This is a genomic window from Chryseobacterium sp. CG10_8 (genome assembly GCF_058117085.1).
On record NZ_JBYVEB010000015.1, the window covers coordinates 20,102 to 42,734 of the forward strand.

Annotated in this window: 19 protein-coding genes; 12 read left to right on the forward strand and 7 right to left on the reverse strand. The window is 35.1% G+C overall.

The genetic code is table 11. The features are described from left to right. The first annotated feature begins 378 nt into the window (after positions 1-378). The 3 genes from AC4AGG_RS04500 (at position 379) to cysK (ending at position 3,399) form a co-directional block, all read left to right on the forward strand. Positions 379-1,089, forward strand: a complete 711-nt coding sequence (locus tag AC4AGG_RS04500; protein WP_489770790.1) for a hypothetical protein — start codon at positions 379-381, stop codon at positions 1,087-1,089. 549 nt (positions 1,090-1,638) lie between these two features. After that, positions 1,639-2,460, forward strand: coding sequence for a serine O-acetyltransferase EpsC (epsC, locus tag AC4AGG_RS04505; RefSeq protein ID WP_489770791.1), 822 nt, complete (start codon positions 1,639-1,641; stop codon positions 2,458-2,460). 6 nt (positions 2,461-2,466) lie between these two features. Continuing rightward, entirely contained in the window at positions 2,467-3,399 is a 933-nt protein-coding gene (gene cysK, locus AC4AGG_RS04510) for a cysteine synthase A (RefSeq protein WP_489770792.1), read from the forward strand. Between the two features lie 36 nt (positions 3,400-3,435). Here cysK and AC4AGG_RS04515 read toward each other — a convergent pair whose 3' ends face one another. The 5 genes from AC4AGG_RS04515 to AC4AGG_RS04535 all read right to left on the reverse strand — a co-directional run bounded on the left by AC4AGG_RS04515 (position 3,436) and on the right by AC4AGG_RS04535 (position 11,097). After that, positions 3,436-4,485 (reverse strand): nucleoid-associated protein, encoded by a 1,050-nt coding sequence (locus AC4AGG_RS04515; RefSeq protein WP_489770793.1) that lies wholly within the window; start codon positions 4,483-4,485, stop codon positions 3,436-3,438. 571 nt (positions 4,486-5,056) lie between these two features. Beyond that, the gene (locus AC4AGG_RS04520; RefSeq protein WP_489770794.1) at positions 5,057-7,741 is read right to left on the reverse strand and encodes a T9SS type A sorting domain-containing protein; all 2,685 of its coding nucleotides are present in this window, start codon (positions 7,739-7,741) and stop codon (positions 5,057-5,059) included. A gap of 534 nt (positions 7,742-8,275) precedes the next feature. Beyond that, complete coding sequence (gene dnaK, locus AC4AGG_RS04525; RefSeq protein ID WP_489770795.1) at positions 8,276-10,171, reverse strand: molecular chaperone DnaK; 1,896 nt, start codon at positions 10,169-10,171, stop codon at positions 8,276-8,278. Positions 10,172-10,317: 146 nt separating this feature from the next. Next, positions 10,318-10,695 carry a hypothetical protein gene (locus AC4AGG_RS04530; protein WP_489770796.1) on the reverse strand — a complete coding sequence of 126 codons (378 nt, stop codon included), beginning with the start codon at positions 10,693-10,695 and terminating at the stop codon, positions 10,318-10,320. A gap of 9 nt (positions 10,696-10,704) precedes the next feature. After that, positions 10,705-11,097 (reverse strand): c-type cytochrome, encoded by a 393-nt coding sequence (locus tag AC4AGG_RS04535; RefSeq protein ID WP_489770797.1) that lies wholly within the window; start codon positions 11,095-11,097, stop codon positions 10,705-10,707. Positions 11,098-11,218: 121 nt separating this feature from the next. On the opposite strand from AC4AGG_RS04535, the gene AC4AGG_RS04540 reads away from it, so the two are divergent. From AC4AGG_RS04540 to AC4AGG_RS04575, 8 genes are all read left to right on the forward strand, one after another. Continuing rightward, positions 11,219-11,725 carry a c-type cytochrome gene (locus tag AC4AGG_RS04540; protein ID WP_489770798.1) on the forward strand — a complete coding sequence of 169 codons (507 nt, stop codon included), beginning with the start codon at positions 11,219-11,221 and terminating at the stop codon, positions 11,723-11,725. A 42-nt stretch (positions 11,726-11,767) separates the two neighbouring features. Further along, positions 11,768-13,768, forward strand: a complete 2,001-nt coding sequence (nosZ, locus tag AC4AGG_RS04545) for a Sec-dependent nitrous-oxide reductase (RefSeq protein WP_489770799.1) — start codon at positions 11,768-11,770, stop codon at positions 13,766-13,768. Between the two features lie 59 nt (positions 13,769-13,827). Further along, complete coding sequence (locus AC4AGG_RS04550) at positions 13,828-14,409, forward strand: hypothetical protein (RefSeq protein ID WP_489770800.1); 582 nt, start codon at positions 13,828-13,830, stop codon at positions 14,407-14,409. A gap of 10 nt (positions 14,410-14,419) precedes the next feature. Beyond that, a complete protein-coding gene (locus AC4AGG_RS04555; RefSeq protein WP_489770801.1) occupies positions 14,420-14,833 on the forward strand; it encodes a nitrous oxide reductase accessory protein NosL in 414 nt (137 codons plus the stop codon). A gap of 3 nt (positions 14,834-14,836) precedes the next feature. Further along, complete coding sequence (locus AC4AGG_RS04560) at positions 14,837-16,069, forward strand: nitrous oxide reductase family maturation protein NosD (RefSeq protein ID WP_489770802.1); 1,233 nt, start codon at positions 14,837-14,839, stop codon at positions 16,067-16,069. 378 nt (positions 16,070-16,447) lie between these two features. Then, complete coding sequence (locus AC4AGG_RS04565; protein ID WP_489770803.1) at positions 16,448-17,164, forward strand: ABC transporter ATP-binding protein; 717 nt, start codon at positions 16,448-16,450, stop codon at positions 17,162-17,164. Then, complete coding sequence (locus AC4AGG_RS04570) at positions 17,157-17,924, forward strand: ABC transporter permease subunit (protein WP_489770804.1); 768 nt, start codon at positions 17,157-17,159, stop codon at positions 17,922-17,924. Before AC4AGG_RS04565 ends, AC4AGG_RS04570 begins: the two co-directional genes overlap by 8 nt. A gap of 96 nt (positions 17,925-18,020) precedes the next feature. Continuing rightward, the gene (locus tag AC4AGG_RS04575; RefSeq protein ID WP_489770805.1) at positions 18,021-18,575 is read left to right on the forward strand and encodes a fasciclin domain-containing protein; all 555 of its coding nucleotides are present in this window, start codon (positions 18,021-18,023) and stop codon (positions 18,573-18,575) included. A gap of 226 nt (positions 18,576-18,801) precedes the next feature. Here AC4AGG_RS04575 and AC4AGG_RS04580 read toward each other — a convergent pair whose 3' ends face one another. Beyond that, on the reverse strand, positions 18,802-19,947 hold the full coding sequence (locus tag AC4AGG_RS04580; protein ID WP_489770806.1) for a hypothetical protein: 1,146 nt from the start codon (positions 19,945-19,947) through the stop codon (positions 18,802-18,804). Positions 19,948-20,067: 120 nt separating this feature from the next. After that, positions 20,068-20,670, reverse strand: a complete 603-nt coding sequence (locus tag AC4AGG_RS04585; protein WP_489770807.1) for a Crp/Fnr family transcriptional regulator — start codon at positions 20,668-20,670, stop codon at positions 20,068-20,070. Between the two features lie 202 nt (positions 20,671-20,872). On the opposite strand from AC4AGG_RS04585, the gene pruA reads away from it, so the two are divergent. Then, on the forward strand, positions 20,873-22,498 hold the full coding sequence (gene pruA, locus AC4AGG_RS04590) for an L-glutamate gamma-semialdehyde dehydrogenase (protein ID WP_489770808.1): 1,626 nt from the start codon (positions 20,873-20,875) through the stop codon (positions 22,496-22,498). Positions 22,499-22,633 lie beyond the last annotated feature (135 nt).

Here is a 22,633-nt window from a genome sequence, read left to right on the forward strand (position 1 = left end):
AAAATACCATCGCAACAGAAGTGACAAATTGACATTTTTGAAGTAAAAAAGCTAGCTTTCAAAAGTTGGCTTTTGTGAGTTGCATGTGATAATTTTTTACATCTTTATTTTTATATCTTTGATTAGTACAATGCGAAGAAAGTAATCAAAAAGAGAAAGTGTATAAGTTTTCAAAATAGATAATAATTGGCGGACACGAGCGTCTCGCTCTCGTCAGCGGGGGGCAACGTCAAATCAGAGACTTGAAATCAGAAAAAAAGCCATCTATTTTAGATATTTAAAAAAAGGCAAAAGATAATTTGCGAATAAGAATTCTTGAAAGATCATGTTATTAATTTAAAATTTCCAAATAGTATGAATTTTAAAACTATAATATTTATGATTTTATTATCCTCTTTATTAATTACGAATTGTAAGGAGGAAGTGAAAAAATGTGTAAGCCAATCTACCGATACTAATGTAAAACTATATAATGATTTAACAGATCAGTTGATATTTTATTATTTTGGAGATAATTATTTAGGTGAAAAAAAATATTTTGATAGTTTAAGAGTAGCTTCTATTGTAAATAATGATGATAAATATGGCGAAGAGAGGACAAAAGCGAACAACGAACTTTTTAATAATCCTGAAAAATTTTGCAATTTGTATATAGATTCTAGTAAAAATAAAAATATAGATCTTGCTACAGGTATTAGCAATTTTATTACAGATAATACCAATTTTGCTGTAGATAATCCCGAAGCTCGTATAAATTACATAAAAAGAAGGAAGGAGTTTTTAAAAGAGTTTTCTAATATTTCAGAGGTTAGAGAGAAATTGAGCAAACGAAGTTCTATAAAAGCAAATCAATTTGATTTGTGTACCGCAAAAGTCCTAGATCTGGCAGAGTATGATAAACATACAAATGAATGTGAGATAGGTGTTGTCTATTTTTCAGAGATTGTATTTGATCCTTCTAAAAAAAATGCATTAGTATTTGTTGAACATTATTTAAAAAATTATCTGCATAGAGCCTTTATATTTAAACTAAGATTGAATAATAATTATTGGGAAATAGAAGATTCTAAGTTAATGTTAACTTCCTAATTTCCGCTAGGCAAAGTCTCCCGACTTTGAGCGATTATGTAAACTTTAAAAAATAGCAAAAACCAACTTGTAGGAGCTGGCTTTTTTGATTTTAAATACAGATTAATTTGCTAATTTTTTAATGGAATCTTAGATTTCAAACGTATTCTTTTGATATTTAAACAAGGTAGTTACGCTTGTTTTTAAGTATTAATTTTATTGTAAGGTGCAAGAAAAGAACTTTTATTACAGATGATATAGTCAAACCTATTTAAAATGTCATGCTGACGAAGGAAGCATCTATATAGATTCTACGACTCCACTTCAGAACTTCGTTAGCAGACCTTCAGTCTGTGCTCAGAATGACAAACAAATATATCATGACAAATTATTAAAATTTAACTATACTATTTTGTAAATGGTTTTGTTAGGATTATTTCCAATCCTATGAAATGTCATGTTTTTCTGTTTATTTAAAAATTAAATTACCTTCATAGTAAATAGTTACCACAAATCAATGAGAAAGAAAATTGATATTTCTACTTTTGCATAAATATTAAAAAAAAACAAGTGGATTTCAGAGCCTATTTACATGAAGGTTATCATCGCCGAAAATTCGATATTCAGAAAAAGAAGATCGAAAATTTCATTGATGATTTTTTTCATTTTGTTTTCTTCTTGGACTTCCACCGTTGCTCGACCAGAGATGAAATCGGGATCCGATTGGATAGTTTTAAAAGAGATTTTTCGGATATATTACAGTCGGTTTTAGTTGAAAGTACTGATTGCGAAAGCCTTTCAGAGTATTTCTTCGATGTTTTCCCCAAAATATATATCGAATTAGAAAACGATGCAAAAGCACTCCTTAAAAATGATCCTGCTGCAACCGATATTGAAGAAATTTATTACGCTTATCCTGGTTTCTATGCTACGGCAATATTCAGGTTTGCGCATGAATTGCATTTAAAGAAAATTCCACTTATTCCAAGGATTTGGACCGAATTTGCACATAGCAAGACAGGAATCGATATACATCCTGGAGCACAAATTGGTAAAAATTTCTTTATTGACCACGGAACTGGAGTTGTGATTGGTGAAACAACGATTATTGGTAATAATGTGAAACTTTATCAGGGGGTTACTTTAGGTGCTTTATCCGTTTCTAAAGAAATTGCCAACACCAAACGACATCCAACCATTGAAGACGATGTTACCATTTATTCCAATGCCACCATTTTGGGAGGTGAAACCACCATTGGTAAAGGTAGTCTTATTGGTGGAAACGTTTGGATTACGTCCTCAATTGCACCGGATTCCATCGTCTATCACAAAGGACAAGTGATTTTGAAAAATAAATTCCCAAACGATGAACCTATTAACTATTTTATTTAAATAATTATGAAAGCGAATACCATATTAGAAACTATTGGTAAAACACCAATGGTGAGAATCAACAAAATATTTGGAGATGATTACGAAATCTGGATGAAATTAGAAAAGCAAAATCCAGGTGGAAGCATTAAAGACCGAATTGCTTTATCTATGATTGAAAAGGCAGAGAGAGAAGGACTAATAAACAAAGATACCCTTATTATTGAACCTACTTCTGGGAACACAGGTGTTGGTTTGGCAATGGTTTGCGCGGTAAAAGGATACAAATTGGTTTTGGTGATGCCAGAAAGCATGAGTGTCGAACGTCGAAAACTGATGTCGTCTTATGGCGCCGAATTTGTCTTGACACCAAGAACGGAAGGCACTGGAGGTGCCGTGAGAAAAGCCACCGAAATGGTTTCGCAGATTGAAAATTCTTGGATGCCTCAACAATTTGAAAATGAAGCGAATCCAGAAATTCATATTAAAACTACGGCACAGGAAATTTTGCGAGATTTCCCAGACGGATTCGATTATTTTATTACAGGTGTTGGAACTGGTGGTCATATTAGTGGAGTTTCCAAAATTTTGAAAGAAAGCAATCCAAATATGAAATCTTTTGCTGTAGAACCATCCGCATCTCCAGTAATTTCTGGTGGTAATCCTGGACCACATCCTTTACAAGGAATTGGAGCTGGTTTTATTCCGAAAAATTTGGACATGAAAGTTATTGATGGTACAATTCAAGTTGAAAAAGATGAAGCCTATGAATTCACAAGAAGATTGGCGCAAGAAGAAGGAATCCTTGGTGGTATTTCGACAGGGACATCTATCGCCGCAATCGCAAAAAAACTCAACGAAATTCCAAAAGGCTCAAAAATACTCACCTTTAATTATGATACTGGTGAAAGATATTGGTCTGTGGAAGGTTTGTTTGAAGAGAAAGAGTATCAGTTTTAAATAACAATCCCACCAAAATTTTGGTGGGATTTTTTTTTAATCTTCTTTTTCAAAATAAAGACGGTAGTATTTGCCTTTTTCGTCCTGACCGGTTTCTAACATTTTACGGTCGCCATGAACATAGATGTGGAAGTTCTTATCCAATTTAATGACGGACTTAAAGAGACGTTGGTTCTTCTTCACCGCGGATTGATTAATAGGAAACTCTTCCGAAATAGACACTTGCATGTCTTGCTCGTAATCGGTTTTGAAGTTGGTAAAACTCTCAATTACGTGCTCATCTTGTAGAACTTCTTTCGTGAATTCGTCATAATCAAACTGCTCTTTCTCCTTAAAAAAGGTTAAAGTTTTGTTCAAGAAATCAGCTTGGTCGGCTTTGGAAACCTCAAATTCTTGAGGTAGTTGTTTAACAACGTAATCTTTATAGACTTGTAGGGTTTCTTGGGTGTGGAAGTAGTCGTCATCACGTTGCTTGACTTTCAAAAAGTCTTCGAACCAATAATACATATCCCCATTTTTGTTATTGTCCACCACGGATAACGCAAAACCTGACTCTTTGTCTTTGTTGTAAATCAATGCACCTTTATCCAATTTAGAAAGTCCGATTCCGAAATCTCTTTCCAAATCGTACCCATCGACTTCTCTCAGGGTATCATCTTTTTTTGGTTGAATTTTCAAAAACGGTTCTTTTCTTTCAGTTTTGAAAATCCCGATGCAATCAATTTTCTCACCTGGACCGTCACTTGTTTCTAAAGCTTCACCTTCGAAATAGCAAACAAACAATTCTCCTCCTTGGACTCTTGGATTTTCAGCAATTTCGTACAGATGTTTGGCTATATTTTCACTTTCCCAAACAAATTTTCCTTGGTCTTCGAATATCTCCGAAACCGAACTGTATATTGGATTGTTCACCAAGTACGAGTCGCTGTAGAACTGAAACTGCTCCTCCGATTTGAAGGCTGCAAGAAAGTAGTTTTCCAACAATTCCTTCATGTCATCCGATACCTGAAGCTCTTCTTGACTAGTAAATAGGTTTTCTTGATTGATTTTATTTCCGACTTTATGAACGATTATTTTAGTAAGCATTTTTTGAAATTTTGAGATGCAAATATAGCTTATTTGAATTTTGAATTTGGGAGAGAAATAAAATTTCAAATAAATAAAACCTTTAGATAAATCAAAAATAATTTCCCCAAAAAAGGATAAAAAAAATGGAAAGCATATCCTATTAAATAAACGTGAAAGTACAATTATAAAAAATTAAAACAAGAATGTAAAGTACACTTTATCAGTATTTTAATATTTAATTTATTGTCCTTTCTGTGGACTCTTTTCATCATGACTTTTAGGAAAATTTTCAACATGAAAAAAATCCTAAAGCAAATTATTTTTGAAATTACTAAAGCTTATTTGTGTTTATATTTCGACATTGACCAAAGTTTAATTGATGAAGCTTTAATCATAATTGACTTGATTAAAAATAAATGTTATCCCTGACTTAGGTTTTCAATCGCAATTGTATTTACTTTTTCAAAACTGTGCTTTTAGCCTTGTTTAGAAGTTATAGATTGCTTCGTCGTAATTATTTCTTCTCGGAATGACTAATAAAAACACCCCAAGTGAAAACCTGGGGTGAAAAAAAACATAATTGAAGAAACTATTTTTTAATGATAAGTTTCAACGATTTTTCGAAAGATTCTGATCTTATAATGACCATATACATTCCGTCCATTAGCGTATTGTCAGTGAAATGAAGATTGACCTGTTTTCCATTTCTTTGAATGTACTTGGTAAGGTCTCTTTCCATTTTTCCTGAAAGGTTGAATAACTGTACAGTCATTGGACTATTGTCTTCAACTTCAAAAGCAAGGTTAATTTCTCCGTGGCTTGGGTTAGGGTATAGTTTAACTATTGATTCCGCAACCACTGGATTTTTAATTGTTTGTTCTACATTGTTAGTAGATGCTTTAGTAAACATTCCACTATCAGCACATGGGCAAGCTAACAATTCATTATTAGTTGTTCCGTTGTCATAGTTCCTATTGATCGCGTCAACAATTGAATTGATTTCATTTGCAGAATATTGAGAAGGTAAACCTCCTAAAATATTATTAGCTTCAGTAAGAATCTGATTGACAGTCATTCCCATGAATGTTCCTGAGATAACTACTAAATCACCTAAAGAACCAGCTGAACTTGAGAAGTTTGGATCTACCTGATCAAAAGTTACACTAAGTGTTAGAGCAACAACTTGTCCAGCTAAAACATTTCTGTAACCTCTTCCTAGATCAACTAAAGTTCCCGGATTAAGTGCTCGAGCTGTTGTAGAACTTGGTAAGAACTCCTGAACTGCACTTGATGAAGTTAATTTTAGGAATCTTGTACCAGCACCTATAGTTAAACCACTAGGGAATGCAGAAGCAAAATGATTGTCTCTATATGTTCCCCAATTATTTCCTGAAGCTTTAGCTCCCCAACCACCTATTGTTACTGTTGTAGATCCTTCACAAGATTTAACTTTGACTACAAAGTTTTGAGAAATATTACATCCGTTAGCATCAGTTACGGTTACAGAGTAATTTCCTGCAGGTAAATCAACTGGATTTACTGAAGCACCGTTTGACCAAGCGTATGAATAAGGAGCAGTACCACCTGAAACATTTGCAGTTACAGTACTATGTCCTCCTACACATAAGATTAATGGAATATCAAGATTTAAAACTATTGGCTCTGGTTGGCTTATTGTAACTTCGACAGTGTCAGTACAACCATTAGCATCGGTTACGATATAAGAATACGGACCACCAGCATTTACCACGAAAGAACCAACACCAGAATAAGGTTCAGTACCACCGAGAGCACTAACAGTAATAGTTGAAGAACCACCATTACAAAGGATAGGAGTATAGCTAATAGAAGCCACAAGAGCTGGAGGTTCAGAGATCTCTATTTTTTGAGAATCTTCACAACCATTGGCATCAGTTACCATATAAGTATAACTACCAGCACCGACGTTGAAAGTGCCAACACCAGAATAAGGCTCAGTACCACCTGTTGCAGAAACAGTCACAGTAGATTGTCCACCATTACAAGAAATAGGAGTAGCCACTACGTTGATAATTAATTCAGAAGGTTGACTAATATTATCAATCACAACTGTATCCGTACAACCATTAGCATCGGTTACGATATAAGAATACGGACCACCAGCATTTACCACGAAAGAACCAACACCAGAATAAGGTTCAGTACCACCGAGAGCACTAACAGTAATAGTTGAAGAACCACCATTACAAAGGATAGGAGTATAGCTAATAGAAGCCACAAGAGCTGGAGGTTCAGAGATCTCTATTTTTTGAGAATCTTCACAACCATTGGCATCAGTTACCATATAAGTATAACTACCAGCACCGACGTTGAAAGTACCAACACCAGAATAAGGCCCAGTACCACCTGTTGCAGAAACAGTCACAGTAGATTCTCCACCATTACAAGAAATAGGAGTAGCGTTAACACTAATATCCAAAGGTTGAGGCTCCGTGACTGTAATAGTTTTAGTTACAGCACAGCTTCCTTCTCCAATGGTAAAGGTATGCGTTCCTGCGCTCACTGTAAAGCTACCAACTCCTTGAGTTGAGGCAGTGCCATTGATTGCGGTGATAAGCACGGTAGTGCTTCCGCCATGACATTTAATTGGCTCAAAAGTGACATTCATTCTCAGTTTGCAGCAGTCGAGAAAACCATTATTGATAGTTCCTTCATCATAGTTTTGATTAATTGCGGTTGCCGCTGCTGTAAATTGCGGACCATCATAAGGACCAGTATAACCACATCCACCAATATAATTATTAGCCAATGTCATAAATTGACTAACAGTCATGAGATAGAAAGGACTATTAGGATCCATAATGTAAAAGTCTCCAAATGGCGTTGTTGCACTTGTGAAGTTAGGATCGTAATTGTCGAATCCAAGTGCTAGTTGGATAGAAATAAGATGGCCTGCTAAAGTATTAGAATAGCTGGATCCAGGATTGGTAAAATTGTTAGGAAGTTGTCCAGATCCACCTCCTGAAGGTAGAAAATCGGTCACCGCTTGTGCAGAAGTAAGTTTTAGCTGATAACCTGTTGGACAACCGATGCTTACTCCAGAAGGAAAAGCATTGTTAAAGTTAGCGTAAAGATAGCTAACATTGGGGTTTGAAGTATTGGGTGAACCCCAACCTCCAGGGGTCAGAGTGTGTCCCTGACAACTGCTTTGTGAATAGGAAAAAGTATAAAATAATAATAAAATAATTGAAATTACTTTTCCTAATTCCGTTTGTAGTTTTTTTGTTTTCATCATTTTGAAAATTTAAAATAAAACCGAATAGGCAGGCTCGTTAGAGTCGTAAATTTCAATTAGTGAAATTGAAAGAATTTGGTAATAGTTTTCTTAAAGTTCACTAACGTGTCATACATCTCGAAAAGCAACTAGTATGCTTTTCGTTACTCGTTGAATACTTTATCTGAATAGTTTTTTTTCTACTTCAAAGATATTTACATATATAATGCTCCGCATAGGAAAAACACCCTTTTTTATAAGTGAATCAACTGGTAATCAAATGAATATATCTAGTTCGTTTGTCTGAGAATGTCGTCATAGTGGGCTTTTAGCCTGTATTGTTGCTATGAAGTGATGATGTAATTTTAAATCTATTTTAGAAAAAACTCAAATTAAATAAATTGCATTTTATCTTTCGAATCAAATTTGAGAAACGAATGATTTATTATTTTACAAAGGATGAATATTAACAAAAAAATCCCCAAACTTTCGTTCGGGGACTTTCAATTATTTGATAAGCGTCTTCAACGCCTTTTCATTTAATATCTATGAAATTTACTTTACTTCTTCGAAGTCTGCATCTTGTACATCTTCTGTTGCACCAGCTCCAGTATTTTGTGCACCAGCTTCAGGATTTCCTTGTGCTCCTTGACCTTGTGCATACAATTCTTCAGAAGCTGCCATCCAAGCGGCGTCTAACGCTTCAGTTTTAGCTTTTACACCATCCATGTCTTTGGCGTCAAAAACTGTTTTTAATTCAGCTGCTGCACTTTCAATCGCTGCTTTTTTGTCAGCAGAAAGTTTGTCACCGAATTCTTTCAATTGCTTTTCAGTTTGGAAAATTAATCCGTCTGCTTTATTGAAAACTTCAACTTCTTCTTTCTTCTTAGCATCTGCAGAAGCATTCTCTTCAGCTTCACGCTTCATTCTTTCGATTTCAGCATCAGAAAGTCCTGAAGACGCTTGAATTTTAATAGACTGCTCTTTACCAGTTCCTTTATCTTTTGCAGAAACATGCAAGATTCCGTTAGCATCGATATCGAAAGTTACTTCAATCTGAGGAACTCCCCTTGGTGCAGGTGGAATATCAGTTAAGTCGAATCTACCGATTTCTTTGTTGTCATTAAACATTGGTCTTTCACCTTGTCCAACTCTAATGCTTACTGCAGGCTGATTGTCAGATGCTGTAGAGAAAACTTCAGATTTCTTAGTAGGGATGGTTGTATTAGCTTCAATTAATTTAGTGAAAACACTTCCCATCGTTTCGATACCTAAAGAAAGAGGTGTAACGTCTAATAAAAGTACGTCTTTAACATCACCTGTTAACACACCACCTTGGATTGCAGCACCAATAGCAACAACTTCGTCTGGGTTAACTCCTTTTGAAGGTTTTTTACCAAAGAATTTTTCTACTTCTTCTTGGATAATTGGGATTCTTGTAGAACCTCCTACCAAGATCACTTCATCAATATCCGAAGTTGAAAGACCTGCATCTTGCAACGCTTTTTTACAAGGCTCCATAGAACGTCTTACCAAATCAGCTGATAACTGCTCGAATTTAGCTTTAGTTAAAGGCTTAACTAAGTGCTTAGGTCCAGAAGCCGTAGCTGTAATATATGGCAAGTTGATTTCTGTTTGTGGAGAAGAAGATAATTCGATTTTTGCCTTTTCAGCAGCTTCTTTCAAACGTTGAAGCGCTATAGGATCGGCTTTAAGATCTACACCTTCTTCAGATTTGAATTCGTCAGCCAACCAGTTGATGATAACATCATCAAAATCGTCACCACCTAAGTGAGTATCTCCGTTAGTAGAAAGTACTTCGAAAACACCATCACCTAAATCCAAAATCGAAATATCGAAAGTACCACCACCTAAATCGTAAACTGCAATTTTTTGGTCTTTGTGGCTCTTATCCATTCCATAAGCTAAAGCAGCTGCAGTTGGTTCGTTGATAATTCTTTCAACAGTTAAACCAGCAATTTCTCCAGCTTCTTTAGTTGCTTGTCTTTGAGAATCGTTGAAGTAAGCAGGTACAGTAATTACCGCTCTTGTTACTTCTTGTCCAAGATAATCTTCAGCAGTTTTCTTCATTTTTTGAAGAATCATTGCAGAAATTTCTTGTGCAGTATATTCTCTATCGTCTATTTTAACTCTTACAGTATCGTTTGGTCCTTCAACCACAGTATAAGGTACTCTTGCGATTTCAGTTTTGTCTTTAGAAAACTGAGTACCGATGAAACGTTTGATTGAATAAACAGTCTTTTGCGGATTAGTTACCGCTTGTCTTTTAGCAGGATCTCCTACTTTTCTTTCACCATCTTCTGTGAAAGCTACAATTGAAGGGGTAGTTCTCTTACCTTCTGCATTAGGAATTACCACTGGATCTTTACCTTCCATTACGGCAACGCAAGAATTGGTTGTTCCTAAGTCTATTCCAATAATTTTACTCATGATATTTTTTATTTTTTTACTTAATAATTCGTTTTATGTTTTTGCAATTCTCCAAATTTGTACCAACGAAATGAATGTGACAAATTGACAGAAACAAAAAACACTCTGCGTTAACAGAGTGTCTTTATTATGTTGACTATATGACTTTATTGATATTCTTTGGTTTCCCCTTTTTCGTCTGTCAGTTTACCAGAATGTCCGTCTTCATTCATTTCCCAAACATATTTCCCATCAGTGAATAATGGATTTCCCTTATCATTAACTCCCTTTGCAGAAAGTTTGACTTCTGTACTATTTGTTAATTTGACTCTAACGGCGACTTGGTCTCCTTCGGCAAAATAGATTACCTCAATTTTTTCTCCTTGTGCATTTTGAAGTGGTTGTGCTTCTTGTACTTGAGATACTTCGGTATTGGGAGTGTCACCATTTTCGGATGATTCTTTAGATTCTGTTTTGTTGCATGACACAACTAGCATCGAAACTAATAATAGACTCGACACCAAATTATTTTTGATAAATGACATTAATCAGGTTTATTTTTTCAAAGTTAAAATATAAGCAACCATCTTTTTAGCGGTTTCTTTACTCATACCAGCGTGAGGAGTCATTGGTACTTCTCCCCAACTTCCTTTTCCTCCATTGATGATTTTGTCCGCCAGCATATCTGCATCTGCTTCTGTGTATTTGTCCGCAATTTCTTGATAAGATGGTCCGACTAATTTAGCATCCATTTTGTGACAACCTAAGCAGTCAGCTCCCTCAATTAATTTCAAACCTTCGTCTTTTCCAGCACCAGCTACATCAGTTGATGAAGATTCTTTAGGTTCCTCCAACATAACATTAGATTCTACATCCTTTGGTTCTTCCTTTTTAGAACACGAAATCACTGCCAAAGCTAAGGCAGTTGCAAACAGAATTTTTTTCATTTTTTCAAACAATTTTATAGTAACAAATTTCCTAATAAATATCATTCGATTAATATGACTGTAATCATAATTTTAGAGACTGAGGTGTGGTAGCTTTGTGGTAAAGTAAATATTAATCTATATGAATACCGTAAAAATTCTTGCATTATCATTATTTAGTTTTGTCTTATTTTCTTGTGGAGGTGAGAAGAAAACTGATGAATCTACAACGCCTGCTGGTACCGAAACAACAGCTGCAACTACAGAAGAAACGCCTGCTGCAAGTGGTGCTAATGACTACGATCCCAAAAGAGGTTTGGGTAAATATGAGGAAGGTAGTGTCGATGTGAGTAAGTTCGATCCTACAATGGCAGCGGAAGGTAAAAAAGTCGCTGAAGTTAAATGTGCTTCTTGCCATAAACCAACTGATGAAAAACTAGTTGGACCTGGTTGGAAAGGCGTTACAACAAGACAATCTCCAGCATGGATCATGAATTTTATTTCTAATCCAGATCCAATGATCGACGTGGATCCAGAACTTCAAAAACAATTAGAACTTTGCTTGGTTAGAATGCCAAATCAAGGTTTGTCAGACAAAGAAGCCAGAGATATTCTCGAATACATGAGAGAAATTGATGGTGCTAAATAATTGTTGCGTTCAAAAAAACATCTAAAGATAAACAAACAAGATATGAAAATTTCAAGACTATTGGGTGTAGTCGCTATCGCAGGACTTACTGTGATAACAGGCTGTAAACCTAAAGGAACTCAAAACGCCGTAAGTGGTGACGCTGCTGAAAAGGTCTATGTCGCTCCTGGCAAGTATGATGAATTTTACAACTTCGTGAGTGGTGGATTCAATGGGCAAATGAATGTCTATGGACTTCCAAGTGGAAGACTTCTTAAAGTGGTTCCAATTTTCTCAGTTAATCCTGAAAATGGATATGGTTATAGTGAAGAAACTAAGCCTATGTTAGAAACTTCTCATGGGTTTATTCCTTGGGATGACCAACACCATTTGGAATTATCTCAAACCAATGGAGAAGTGGACGGAAGATGGATATTTGCTAATGCTAATAACACCCCTCGTGTTGCAAGAGTAGATTTGAAAACATTCCGTACAATGGAAATTATTGAATTACCTAACTCTGCGGGTAATCATTCTTCACCATTTATTACCGAAAATAGTGAATATGTAGTTGCAGGAACTCGTTTTGCTGTTCCTACAGACGATGCTAATGGTGATGTTCCTATCAATACCATGAAACAAAACTTCAAAGGAGTTATTTCATTCATCGGTATTAATAAAGAAAGTGGAGATATGAACATTAGTTTCCAAATTGAAGCTCCTGGTATCAACTTCGACCTTTCTCATGCTGGTAAAGGAAAATCTCACGGATGGTTCTTCTTCTCTTGCTACAATACAGAACAAGCTAACTCTTTGTTAGAAGTTAATGCGTCTCAAAACGACAAAGACTTCATTATGGCTGTTAACTGGAAAAAAGCTGAAGAATATTTGAAAGCTGGTAAAGGTAGAAAAGTTAAAACTCAATATGCTCACAACAAATTTGATGAGGCAACACAAACTGCTACCACTACAATGGAGCAAGAAGTTACTGTGCTTTCTGCTAAAGAATTGAAAGATATTTGCTACATGATTCCATGTCCTAAATCTCCTCATGGTTGCGACGTTGACCCAACTGGAGAGTACATTGTAGGTTCTGGTAAATTGGCAGCTTTAATTCCTGTATTTAGTTTCGATAAAATTCAGAAAGCAATTGCTGATAAAAACTTCAGTGGAGAATACGATGGTATTCCTGTAATTAAATATGAAGCAGCGCTTCACGGTGAAGTTAAAAAACCTGGTTTAGGTCCATTGCATACAGAGTTTGACGGACAAGGGAATGCAATTACTTCTATGTTCGTATCTTCTGAAATCGTTAAATGGAATATTAAAACTTTGGAGGTTTTAGACAGACAACCAACATTCTACTCTGTAGGTCACTTAATGATTCCTGGTGGAGATACTAAAAAACCTTTCGGTAAATATGTTGTGGCTTATAACAAAATTACTAAAGACAGATTCTTACCAACTGGTCCAGAATTGACACAATCTGCACAACTTTATGATATAAGTGGAGACAAAATGAAGCTCTTATTAGACTTCCCAACTTTTGGTGAACCTCACTATGCACAAGCTGCACCAGCGGATTTAATTAGGAAAGATCAAGTGAAATTCTATAAAATAGGAGATAATAAACATCCTTATGCAGCAAAGGGTGAAGCTGAATCCAAAGTCGTTAGAGAAGGAAACAAAGTTCATGTATATATGACTTCCATTCGTTCCCACTTTTCACCAGATAATATTGAAGGAGTTAAAGTTGGAGACGAAGTTTACTTCCATGTAACCAACTTAGAACAAGACTGGGATGTTCCTCATGGATTTGCAATTAAAGGAGCTCAAAATGCCGAACTCCTAATTATGCCAGGTGAAACTTGTACTCTGAAATGGATTCCTCGAAAAGCTGGAATGTATCCGATGTATTGTACAGACTTCTGTTCTGCATTACACCAAGAAATGCAAGGTTATGTAAGGGTTTCTCCTGTAGGTAGTAACACTCCTCTCATATTTAGTTTGAATAACAAACAGGATAATGCACAAGGTTCTGTTAAAGAGGGAGAAGTTAAATAATACTTTTTTTAAACAATGATAAAAGGGCAGGATTTCACTGCCCTTTTAAATATAAAACAATGAAAACCGATTCATTAAAAAAAACAACAAAAATATTACTGATTATTTGTGGTCTCGGATTATTAATAAGCATTTTTGTGCCACTTTGGGCGATTTATTTGGAAGCGCCACAGTATCCGGAAGGATTAGGAATGTTTCTTCATGCAACTAAAATTACAGGAGATTACGAAATCATCAATGGACTTAACCATTATATAGGGATGAAAACCATTCATCAAGAAGATTTTTGGGAATTCAAAGTCCTACCATTCGCATTAGTGTTTTTTGCTATCCTATGTTTTGGCGTAGCTTTTCTTAACAAACGAAAATGGCTTTTGATCTTAACTATTTTATTTTTAATTTTCGGGATAGCTTTTATGGTAGACTTTTGGTTATGGGAATATGACTACGGACATAACCTTGATCCCAATGCAGCAATTGTTGTTCCGGGTATGAGTTATCAACCTCCATTATTTGGTTTCAAACAATTATTGAATTTCGGAGCTTATTCTTATCCCGACATTGGAGGATGGATTATGTTTGGAGTTGCTATTATCTTGCTTGGACTATCTTTCGTGGAATTTAGAAAAAAAGAAATCTAAAATTTTGATTATGAAAAATATTAAACTGTTAACTTTTGTTTTATCACTATTCTTATTCGTTACTTCTTGTGCTCAATCTGGGCCGAAGGAAATTAATGTGGGAAAAGACCAATGTGATCATTGCAAGATGACCATTACAGAGCAAAAGTATTCAACGCAATTGATAACCAGTAAAGGAAAAGTTTATAAATTTGATGATATCATTTGTATGGAGAGTTTTTCTAACTCTAATACCGACAAATCAAAAGGAGCTAGAAAGTATGTGGTTGATTTTCCTTCAGCGAAATTTATCGATGCATCAACTGCAACTTATATCTCAGGTGGAACGATTAAAAGTCCTATGAATGGTAACACACAAGCTTACAAAGATAAAGCAGTTGCTCAAAAAGCAGCTACAAAATTAGGCGCTAAACTTAAAAAATAATTTATGCTCAGGATACTGTTCTTGTTTTTACCCGTTTTTATATTCTCGAATGTCATAAATGTCGGTGGAAACCAGCCTTATAAAAGCATTAAAAAAGCTATCGCCGCAGCAAAAAGCGGCGATACTATTTTGGTGAAAAAAGGTCATTACAAAGAAGGGAATATCAGTATTACCAAATCTTTGTCCATTTTTGGAGAAGATCGTCCTATTATAGATGGAGAAATGAAGTATGAAATCCTTTCGTTTCGCTCCAATCGAATCCATTTGAAAGGTTTTAAAATTATTAATTCCGGAGAAGATGAGGTTAAAAATATTGGGGCAATCCGATTGTATGACAGTCATTTTTCGACGATTGAAAATAACATTTTCGAAAACAATTATTTCGGGATTTATATTCAGAGAGGATATCGATGTCTGATTCAGAATAATAGAATTACCTCTACTCGAGCGACTTCACAAGAACGTAGTGGCGACGGAATTCATGTTTGGGTCAGCGATGAAATTTGGATTAAAAACAATTATATCGAAGGCAACAAAGACGGAATCTATCTGGAAAAAGTCACCAATTCTTATATTTTTAGAAATTATTCCAAAAAAAATCTTCGGTACGGACTTCATTTTATGTTCGCCAATGACAACGTCTATGTTGGGAATACATTTGATGACAATAACGCAGGAGTTGCCGTGATGTACAGTCAAAATGTCGGAATGGTCGGTAACCGATTCATCAATAATTGGGGTGACGCGGCTTACGGAATTTTATTGAAAGATATTTCGTTCAGCAAGATAAAGCATAATGTATTTAAAAATAATACAACCGCGGTTTTCATGGATGGCGCGACCAAAATAGATTTTTATCAAAACCAATTTGAAAGCAATGGTTGGGGTTTGAAAATTAACGCCAATTGTATGGAAAATAAGGTCATCAAAAACAATTTCATCAACAATACTTACGATGTTAGCACGAGTGGAACCATGGTGATGAACGACTTCAAAAGCAATTATTGGGACAAATATGAAGGTTACGACCTCAATCGAGATGGTATTGGAGATGTGCCGTTTCATCCTTTGAGTTTGTATTCGGTTTTGGTGGAAAAGAATCCTTCGGTGATGTTGTTATTCAAAACTTTTTTGGTGGATATGCTCGACCGAATGGAAAAGGTCATCCCAAGTCTAACACCAGAAAACTTTGTGGACGAGCAACCTTTGACAAAACCCGAAAAATTTAAAATTTAGGAAGAATATTTGTCATTCTGAAAACAGACTGAAGGTCTGCGAACGAAGTTCAGAAGTGGAGCGAAGAATCTAATTGAAAATTGGAAAAAGATGCTTCCTTCGTCAGCATGACACTAATGATAATTATTGAAAAATCTATTTAACGCAATGAGCGCAAAGATTTTTTTTGAAAAAAAATATACTTATTATGTTCGCAAAGCCACTTCGTTTAGGAAAGAATATGTATGTAAATCAATTTGATTTTGCAGAGCGAAGCGACTTTGCGTACTAAAAATTAGCACAGCTTATAAATAATAAAATCCTTGTGTACTTTGCGATAAAAATTTTCCTAAATACACGACAGTTTTGAATGATAAAATCAAACCTTAATAAAAAAGAATGATTGAAATAAAACAGCTCACCAAAAAATTCGGAAAGTTCACCGCTTTGGATCGTTTGGATGTCAATTTCCAAAAAGGACATTCCATTGCGTTAATCGGACCCAATGGATGCGGAAAAACAACTTTGATTAAATGTATTCTTGGGCTTAATGTCGTGGAAGAAGGCGATATTTTGGTGAATGGCAACAGTGTAAAAGAAGATTATAAATACAGAAACCAAATTGGTTACATGCCCCAAATTGGCCATTATCCAGAAAATATGACCATCGAACAAACCTTGAAAATGATTAAGGATGTTCGGAATCTTCCTGATGCCGATTTGGATACCGAACTTTTGGAAGCCTTCGAATTGCAAAAACTTTACGATAAAAAAATGGGAACGCTTTCCGGTGGAACAACGCAAAAAGTGAGCTCAGTTTTGGCGTTTATGTTCAATCCCAATATTATTATTTTGGATGAGCCAACAGCGGGATTAGATCCTTTGGCTTCCGAAATTTTGAAAAATAAAATTATTAAAGAACGAAATAAAGGCAAGCTCATCATCATCACTTCTCATTTGCTGAGTGAGTTAGACGAGATTGTAAACGAAATTGTATTTATGAACGAAGGAAAAATTCTGCTTAACCAATCAGTTGAAGACTTGAAAATTGAATCGAAAGGCGCAACCATTTCTGAAGCTATTGTTCACTTTTTAAAAAAAATGAAACATGAATAAGATTGCAAAATTTATCCTTTTCGATATATTGAAAAACAAAATTGTCATGGTTTACACCATCCTTTTGTTTATTATTTCATGGTCAGTTTTGGGACTCGAAAGTAATTTTACCAAGGCAACGCTTAGTTTGCTCAATGTCGTATTATTGGTGGTTCCATTGGTAAGTATTATTTTTTCAACCATTTACGTTTACAATTCATCCCAGTTTATTGAACTGTTACTTAGTCAGCCTGTCGCAAGAGGAAAAGTGTGGTTCAATATATTTTTGGGGCTTTCGACCGCATTGGCATTGGCATTTTTAATCGGTTGTGGAATACCCATTTTACTTTATTCCTCAATAGAAACAGGATTTTCATTAATAATTATTGGAGTTCTTTTGTCAATTGTATTTGCCTCTTTCGCGATGCTTTCGGCTATTTCGACAAGAGACCGAGCAAAAGGAATTGGGATTTCCATTTTCATTTGGCTATTTTTTGCCATTATCTATGATGGAATTTTATTGGTTCTTATGTTTCAATTTGCAGATTATCCTATTGAGGGAATTATGGCAACTTTGGCGGCAATTAATCCTATCGGATTATCAAGAATTTTCGTTTTACTTCAGTTAGATGTTGCTGCAATGTTGGGTTATGGAGGTGCTGTTTTCAAAGATATTTTTGGTGCTGGAGGAGGAATGGGAATTTCCATGGTTATTTTATTAGTGTGGATATTACTCCCATTTTTGTTTTCATTAATCAAATTCAATAAAAAGGACTTGTAACTGACAATTATCACTTCGCTTATGTAACTTTTGTGACTGTAATCATAATATTTTTTGTTGATAGTCAATAACTTTAGTCCATTAAATATTTGACCTATGAAAAAAATTGTATTATTATTTGCTTCTACCTTATTAGTGATGACTTCTTGTAAAAAAAATGATTCTGGAACTGAAACTACCAGATCTGATTCTGAAACTATCGAAGTTAAAGGACAAGAAGGGGTTCAAGATGAACAGTCTGCACCTGACATTGTTAAACTAGCGATCGGAAATAAGGATTTAAGCACTTTGGTAAAAGCTGTTGAAGCTGCTGGACTAACTACTTCGCTAAGTAATGCTGGTCCTTTTACTGTTTTCGCTCCAACCAATGCGGCTTTTGATAAACTCCCAGCTGGAACAGTTGAAGATTTACTAAAACCTGAAAACAATGGCAAATTGGGAGACATCTTGGGACATCACACCTATGTTGGAGTAATAAAAACAGAACAATTTACAGACGGACAAAACCTTGGAATGGTTGATGGAAAAAACATTACCATCAAAATGGTCAACGGAAAACCTACTGTTAACGGAACCATCAATATTATTGCTTCAGTTCCTGCATCTAATGGAATTGTGCATGTGGTTGATTCAGTTATCCTTCCTAAATAGATTCATTTCATAGTAAGTATATAACAACATTCCTGCGGTAATACTAAGAAAAATTTTTATCGCTGAATTTATTGTTTCAATTTAAGTTTGTTTTAAAGCATCTCTATTCGGAGGTGCTTTTTTTATGAAATTTTAAAACCAAGAATCACGAATAATGTTAGAAAAACATGACTGAATTTCTAAGTGTTTATTAGGAATTCAATTGACTGGATGTTATACTCTTAAATTAATTACTATGCGTCCTGCGAAGCGAAGCAAATAATATAGCAAGAGAAACCATCATCAGAACAGAAATACCCAAAAGAAACTCTGCACTATTTGGAATACTTACATATTTGATGGAAAAGATTCCCATGATTCCAAGCATGGCTTCATTGAGAAAGATTCCTAACAATAATGCTCCAAAGCTGTAAATAACTGCTTTTGAAATTTTAAAGATTCTTAAATTGAGAATTTGAGCCAATAAGAAAACTGAAATACACATCAATAGAACCAAATGAAGATAGGCGATAACAATATTTCTAAACCCAAAAGCAAACTGCGAAATTTCTGGTACATTGGAGCCCAACTGCAAAATTGTTTTGACCAAAAATGCGAATCCCGCTATTAAAATTCCGATCCTGATGAAGCTTGGTGTTTTGGTTTTAATGAGATGCCAATTTTCTTTGACAAGTTTTAGTAATTTGAAAACACCAGCGGTTTGCAATAATGTTCCAGCAACGATTATTACGAATGTCCAAAGTGGAATTCGCAACCACAATACCGAAAGTCCATAACCAATGATGCAACCAATAAATAACAATTTGAAGATTTGAAGATTTTGTTTATCAGTGATTTTAACTCCGATATTTTGTAAATAGTGGACTAAGATGCCAATACAGGCAAATGTAAAGAAACCATTATACTGAAAATGTAGATAATAATACGTCGAAGCCAAATACAAATCTTGAGTCACATTCCCCGAAATCTTCATGTAAGCCAAAAAGAAAACTCCAAATGAAGATAGTATAACAAAAAGAAAAGCGGCAAGAAACCACGGTTTTGTCAAGTGTCGTACACTTTTGTAATCCTGATAGAGATAATAAAAAAACAGATAGCTCACTAACACGGCAATCGTAGAAACCCCAATCGAACCTCCGAAATATCCTTTCCATAAAAAAAGAGGAATCATCAACCAAGAAGAAATAGTGTTGATGATGAGGAGATTATTGTATTTTTTTAGTTTTTTCTGGGAAATAAATTCTTGTAAAATGTAAATGATGAAGGCATAGATAGCCAAAGTTATCCAACCATAAAAAGCAAAATGAGAGTGTGCTTCTTGCGTATGTTTTTGGTCAAGAATGGGAAGCGAAAATGCAATTTTGTAACGCATTAATACCCCTAAAACTGATACAATGAAAAAATTAAAAATTGAGAATCGAAGCCAGAATACATAGTTTTTCATGCGCTAAAAATAATAAAGCTCATCAACAAGACCTATGACTACAATCACTTAAAAATAGATTTTTCCATTTTTGATGACGAGTTTTTGCTCTTTTTCCATCTTTTTAACAGTTCTAATGATGGTTTCGACTCTTAAACCCGTCATATTGGAAATTTCTTTTCGAGTCAGGTTAATCATAATTCTTTCCGAGCATTTTCCTTTTTCTTTTTTGTAATCCTCAAGTTGTCGATGGATTCTTTCTTCAGGATTAAGGAAAACGATGTTCTTGAGTGCATTACTTTTGATAATGGATTTCTCAGCTATAGACATGGCAAACTCCAGCATTTTGTCGGGATGTGTCTTCATGTAATCCAAGAAATTAGTTTTCGGAATTACCAGTATTTCTGCTTCGTCGGAGCAGACTTCAACATTTCCTAGAAAACATTGGTCTAACAATACTGCAGGCTCTCCAAAGAAATGATTAGGGGAAACTTTATGTTGAAGGAACTCTTTTCCTTCTTCGGTAAAGTTGTAGACGGTAAGTTCACCTTCTAAGAGGTAAAGGAAATTTCGTGCTTTTTCACCTTCGCGCATGACCGATTCTCCCTTTCGAAAATTTTTAATGGTGGCACTTGTCCCTTCAATAAAATTGTTGTCAACAGTGAAAATCATATTTTTATTATATTCTCTAAAATTACTAATATTTTTAACTAAAACTATTATGTTTTCGGTTATTTTTGCTTTTTGGCGTTAATAATCATACTTTGAAAATAGATATTTTGCATATTGATGAGGTTGGGACGTTGCTTTTTCTATACGTTTAAAAATATTAACTTTGTAAAAATCATTTTTTCAAAATATTAAATATTAGATTATGTCAAAAGCAATTTCTCAAGTTCCTTTCGCAGTAAATGAACCCGTTAATACTTATGCGCCTGGTTCGGCGGAAGTGAAGTCCCTAATTTCTACCTACAAAAAAATGTGGAAAGAGGAGGTTGAAATTCCGATGGTTATTAATGGCAAGGAAGTGAAAACCAAGGAAAAGGTAGCATTGTCTTCGCCACAAGATCATCAACATAATTTAGGCTTTTATTATAAAGGAAATATGAAGCATGTTGATGAGGCGATTGAAACCGCTCTTGCAGCAAAAGAAAAATGGAATGCTTTAGGATGGGAGCAACGAGCAGCAATTTTCTTGAAAGCAGCAGACCTTATCGCAGGTCCATACCGTGATAGGCTTAATGCAGCAACCATGATTGGACAGAGTAAGAATGTTCATCAGGCAGAAATAGATTCAGCATGTGAATTTATCGACTTTTTGAGATTCAATGTAGAGTTCATGACTGAAATGTACAGTGAGCAACCGGTATCTGATAGTGGAATTTGGAATCGTTCGGAATATCGTCCTTTGGAAGGGTTTTGTTTTGCGGTGACTCCATTTAATTTTACTGCTATTTCTGGAAATTTGCCTTCATGTATGGCGATGTTGGGGAATGTTGTTGTTTGGAAGCCTTCCGATAAGCAAATTTATTCTGCTCATGTTATTATGGAAATTTTCAAAGAAGCAGGTCTTCCTGATGGTGTTATTAATATGATTTTCACCGATGGAAAAGAAACCGCGGAAAAAGTATTGTCACATCCAGATTTTGCGGGATTACATTTTACAGGTTCGACCAAAGTTTTCCAAGGAATGTGGAAAATAATTGGAGATAACATTCATCAGTATAAGACATATCCAAGAATTGTTGGAGAAACAGGAGGGAAGGATTTTATAATGGTTCATCCATCTGCTAATGTGGAAGCTGTTGCTACTGCCATGGTTAGAGGTGCTTTTGAATATCAGGGTCAAAAATGTTCTGCGGCTTCTCGCGCTTATCTTCCAAAATCGCTTTGGAAAGATGTTAAAAAAGAAATGGAAGCTCAATTGAAAACGGTAAAAATGGGTTCTCCTGAAGATCCTTCGAATTTTATTAATGCAGTAATTGACAAAAACTCCTTCGAGAAATGCAAGGGTTATATCGAAAGAGCAGAGAAATCAAAGGAAGCAAAAGTGGCTATCGGTGGAAAATGTGATGATAAAAAAGGTTGGTTTGTACAGCCGACTGTTATAGAAACCACTAATCCAAAATATGAAAGTATGGTCGAGGAAATTTTCGGACCTATTTTGTCGGTTTATGTTTATGAAGACAAGGATTGGAACAACACCTTGAAGTTGGTTGATGAGACGTCTCCATATTCTTTAACAGGATGTGTGTTTTCTCAGGATCGTTATGCGATTGACGAAGCCTACAAAGCTTTGGAAAATGCAGCAGGTAACTTTTATATTAATGATAAACCAACTGGTGCAGTCGTTGGGCAACAGCCTTTTGGTGGAGCAAGAGCTTCAGGAACTAATGATAAAGCAGGAAGTAAAATGAACCTTCTTCGTTGGGTTTCTGTAAGAAGTATTAAAGAGACTTTTGTAAGTCCAAAGAATTACAAGTATCCTTATTTGGGGTAGTCGTAGTTTGATATTTTTAACTAAAAAAGGATGAAATCTAGGTTTCGTCCTTTTTTTTGTATAAAATAATTTTTTTCTTTCAAAAAAATGTGTGTTTGTTGTATTTGATAAATGGCACTATTCTTGCCTAAAAGC